General features: G+C 38.9%; 4 protein-coding genes. All 4 read right to left on the bottom strand.

All coding sequences use genetic code 11. The features are described 5' to 3' along the window. Positions 1–228: 228 nt before the first annotated feature. The gene (locus NFR99_RS14680) at positions 229–606 is read right to left on the bottom strand and encodes a hypothetical protein (RefSeq protein WP_251354023.1); all 378 of its coding nucleotides are present in this window, start codon (positions 604–606) and stop codon (positions 229–231) included. Between the two features lie 13 nt (positions 607–619). Beyond that, a complete protein-coding gene (locus tag NFR99_RS14675; protein ID WP_251354022.1) occupies positions 620–1,744 on the bottom strand; it encodes a hypothetical protein in 1,125 nt (374 codons plus the stop codon). A gap of 24 nt (positions 1,745–1,768) precedes the next feature. Then, positions 1,769–2,740 carry a site-2 protease family protein gene (locus NFR99_RS14670; protein WP_251354021.1) on the bottom strand — a complete coding sequence of 324 codons (972 nt, stop codon included), beginning with the start codon at positions 2,738–2,740 and terminating at the stop codon, positions 1,769–1,771. Positions 2,741–2,874: 134 nt separating this feature from the next. After that, positions 2,875–4,152, bottom strand: a complete 1,278-nt coding sequence (locus NFR99_RS14665; RefSeq protein ID WP_251354020.1) for a radical SAM/SPASM domain-containing protein — start codon at positions 4,150–4,152, stop codon at positions 2,875–2,877. Positions 4,153–4,569 lie beyond the last annotated feature (417 nt).

Genomic DNA, 4,569 nt, shown 5'->3' with positions numbered 1-4,569 from the left:
GGTAAGTGCGCCTTTTTTGCTTTAAAAATAATTTCGATTTTTCTCATTTTGCTATTGACATTTATTAGCTGGACTTCATTTGCCAGCGTCGTTCGTAACCCCATATTTGCGTGCCAGAACACCCCTCAACCATTTGTAGTTAACTCTTAACCCTCCCGTTGATTTCCCTCTCTTATCTCTTTGATATACTAATTCTACTACAACTTGTTCCCTCATATTTTTAAGCGATTAGGCCGCAGGATATACTGAATGTTGGCACTGATATTTTTGAATACAATAAACCTCGTCCTTTGAATTTCTGTTTTCTTGGCAAAATGTTTGAATTTCCAAATTATGAAGTTTCCGATAAGCTGCGGCTAAGGCTATCAACACATCTTTGGTACTAGCAAGGCATTCCGGCAAACTGTACTCGACGGACGCTGCTCTACTTATATCATCATACCCATAAACAATTTCATCAGACGGACAAACCATCCCAAGTTCTATTAACCTGCTCTTAAGATCTTCAATTCGCCATACAATCTGCTGCTCCGGACTAGGATAGCTTCTGTCCAATTCACCCTTTTCGTATTGCAATTCTAAATTCAACTCAGAAAAATAACCCACGACAGTTCATCTCCTATTCGCTTTTTCCGAGATATTCCTGGATTTGTTCATAATAATCGTTTACGGCTTCATTTCCATACTTCTCGGCATCACGTTCGAGCCGTTGTGAGTAATAGAGGTAATATGACAATCTAGAATCTCCAGTCGGTGTAATATAATTGTCCATCTCATCTTCATAGACACTTGCAGAATCCAACAAAAGAAGGTTGGCATATTTTGCAGTGTCATCACTGTTTCTTATTGCTTCCAGCATATTTACCTGATATCTTTGATACCTATGGTACAGTTCATGACACAACACCTGGCAAATTGAATATGCCGATGCATTTGTATCAACAATATAATTGTATGAAAGCGTAATTTTATCCGTCTCATGATTGTACTGACCTAACAATCCTTCTTCCAAATATGCAAGTTCCAGGGCGGGTGCAGAATCTCGCATACCAAGATAACGGCATTCAATACGGCAAATGGTTTGAAGCACATCCATCTTCTCATCAATAGTTAACTCCGGCCATCCACCATCGGGATCCATTTTTACAACTGTATCTATATTGGCAGAGAGGGAATTCTCATAATCTGGGACAGCATTTTGACTGCTAGAAACCAAATACTCAATATCACTCATGCTGATTGTGTAATGGCTATTTATCAGCACTTTTCCATAAATACATACGGCAATCAGTAATATGGAACAAAGAATACGAGAAAAGTGTACGCCTTTGGAAATCAATACACTTTTTCTAAGTCCAGTCTTTTTTATTCCCCTTGTGTTAGCCAAGGCTAACAAAACTGCTGTGATTAGCGAAATAACCATTCCAATGCAAATGATTGTCTGTATTCTCTCCGAATACTTACACATATTAAAAGCTTCATATATCAATACCGGAATGCAAGCTCCAGAAAGCAAACTAATCCAATTGCGCTCTCTTTTAATTGAAAGCGCCATACCGCCTGCACCAAGAATTACAGTAAGAACAATCAGGCTGATCAGTTTATTTCCGTAAACAGAAAACGTTGCAGCGTATCTCACATAAAGAAGTACTACAATAATTTCGAATGCTACAGAGAGCTTTGCAAAGCAACCAGGTGTAAACTTGTTATGAGAGAATCTTTTTTCAAACCTTGTTTTTTCCATATTCATACCCATCCTTTCCTATTTTTATAGTGTTCCTATAATTGCAAAAATGGCGTCTCCAACTATCAGCACCCAGAACAAAGCTTTGGAAAGCATTATGAAGCCAAACAGACAAAAGCTGGCATACCCAGTAAATCCACTGTGAAATAGTTTTCTCCGGTGTTTTGCATTCATAATCCATTTTTTTGCAGTTTCGCTAATACTCTCAAAGCCTAATAGTGCACTTAACGCGGCTTCACCATCCAGTCCTTCCGCTGGAAGCAAATTGACAGCAGCCAGAATACAATTTATCTGAGCAGCAGCAATAAAGGTATAATCTGTCGTTGAGCTCAGAACCGATCCTGCGAAAAGAATTCCTGCGATTAAGAGATTTACGAGAATTCCAGAAAGTGCAAGGTTTAACTTCTCCGCTTTGGTTGCATTCTTTTTCTCTTCATGTGCCACATATGCCCCAATAGGGAACAGTCCCAATAAGAGAATACCTGCATCACTAAAGTTGTATTTTGCAGAAATACCCGCGACTAAATGCCCCATTTCATGAGCTGCCAGGCTAATGAAGATAAGTGCATAATACTCGATAGTATTGAACTCATAATATAAAGCCTCCTCAGTTGTCAGTTTAAGAATAATCCCGACAACAAACATGATTATGGATAAGAACGGCAGCAACTGGTTCGTTAATACACACAAGGGACGGTATTTCCTGGCTCTAGAGCCAATAGGGAAAAGGATAAAACGGTTAAAAAATTCGTCGTCTGATACAAAGCGAGAAGTTCTGATTATCCCAAGACGCTTAAGTTCTTCAACTGTTTTCTTTCCCCCACAGTGCCTGAGCCTCAAGGGTTTCGTTCCGTCAGCATGAACCAAAGCCTTATAAAGCTCATAACTGATTTCAAATTCCCCGCCTTCACCATTCTCCACAAAGTAATGTATCTCATCAGAACCTTCGTAGCTAAAAGTTCCGATAGTGATACCTTCTTTTAACATCGGATACATCTGTAACACCTCTTTGTTATCTTTATGATTAAACCTTACCATAATTTAGAATTGAGGTTTTTTAGGCATATCCAATGCAGAAAAGCGGTGAGTGAATCCTTCTAAGGCTCACTCACCGCTTCTCGCATTTATCGCTATTCATTTACTACATCCCGAAGAATCAAATCGCGGGTAATAAATCTCCATACATTGCATTCGTTTGACCTACCGCTATTATTCAACAGACATCCACCTTTGCATACAGGGAAGTACTTACAGGCTACGCATCGCTTTGAATCAAAAGGACTGTACTTTGTATGTGCATTCTCATCAAATATTGTTAGTACGTTTCCGATACTACGTTCCATCTGTCCCACTAATGAAATACACTTATATACCCATCCATACGGATCAATAACGTAAGCATTGGGAGCATCCATTGTACACGAATTAATTTTGTATTCCGGAGACATTTTTTCAACAGCGTTCGTAAAACCAAGCTTTTCGCACAGATCTCTAAACCTCAGAAACTCTGTTGAAAACTCACTCATTCTGAACAGGTTCGTATCGCATGGATTACAAAAGTGATCGCAGCCAAAGGCCTTCATCATACCCAAATTCACATCGATATCGGAGAGACCGTTTTCAGAACAATACAAAAGCAGTTCATGCGCGCTGTCAATATTACTTTTATCAACATTAATTCTAAGATGAACTTTAGCGTTCGATTGCTCTTGAATAAGCTTCATGTTCCCAACGATTTGATCAAACGAAGCAGCATTGTCCAGCAAAGGTCTTCGCATTTCATGAACGTCCTTCATACCGTCAAGTGTAATCTGAATTGAACCGATTCTATATGTATCTAATAATCCAATATTCTCTGGATTGAATGCGTATCCATTACTAATCATAGAAGCCGAATACAGAACATTATGCCGTTCACAAATCTCAACAAATCGTTCAGAAAGGAATTGTATTGTTCCAAAATCCAGCATAGGTTCGCCACCATACCAAACTACACTAATGTTCGTACCGCTCATTGCATGCTTTTCTACGAGTTTTAAGATAGCCTGCTTCACATCATCAGTCATATAAACCTTAGGATGGGATTCATAGCAATAAAAGCACCTAAACTGGCAATCCAATGTAGTAGCAATGATTAAATGTAACTCATTTGAGAGCAGTTCTCTGGAATCATATTCTGCTTTGATTTCAGCGAGTTCATCTGTCTCTAATCGAACAATGAACCCGTTTTCCACTAAATCGGGAACATCCTCTTCCTTGAGAATGAAATCTTCAAATGAAGAAATAGCCTGGGAATAAGTGTTGTAGACCAGCCCCATACCTTCATCCAAATAAATATTGTATGCCGAAAATTTATACTTGCTTGCCATCGTTGATGGCATTCTCAAAAAGCACTTACTATCATTCATGGCAGTGTTCTCCTCTCTCATAATAAAAAACAGGAATTGACGTAAGGAAAAAACATTGTTTGTTACTGACTTGATATTAGTACTGCATTGCGCTTGCCGGGGAGCAGTTCATGCAAAGAACATTTCTCTTACTAGACTTTCTGATAATCTTCATAGTATCAATCCTCCTTTCCATAGATGGTCGTCAATTCCTGTTTCCGTTTTTTGCGGAGACTCAAGTCTGCCGCTGTTCAGCAACTTTCCCATTGCTATGGTCAAAGTATAGCAGAGTTTAGAATAACATTTTTTTAAGAAAATACCGTCAACAAGGTATAAAAAAGTGTCTTCGACACTTCAACCCCCTAGCCCCCATTCATGGGGGAATTAGGGGTTTCTTTTTCTTTTGTTTTCCTGCATAATAGTCTTATGAGCATACTA

Source organism: Hominisplanchenecus murintestinalis, assembly GCF_943193015.1.
Lineage (GTDB): Bacteria > Bacillota > Clostridia > Lachnospirales > Lachnospiraceae > Hominisplanchenecus_A > Hominisplanchenecus_A murintestinalis.
Note: the sequence above shows the minus strand (reverse complement) of the source record. Positions and strands in the feature narration are given on the sequence as shown.

Coding starts and splice junctions, on each gene's coding strand:
- NFR99_RS14675 (WP_251354022.1), bottom strand. CDS start 1,744: ATGGAAAAAACAAGGTTTGAAAAAAGATTCTCTCATAACAAGTTTACA.
- NFR99_RS14670 (WP_251354021.1), bottom strand. CDS start 2,740: ATGTATCCGATGTTAAAAGAAGGTATCACTATCGGAACTTTTAGCTAC.
- NFR99_RS14665 (WP_251354020.1), bottom strand. CDS start 4,152: ATGAATGATAGTAAGTGCTTTTTGAGAATGCCATCAACGATGGCAAGC.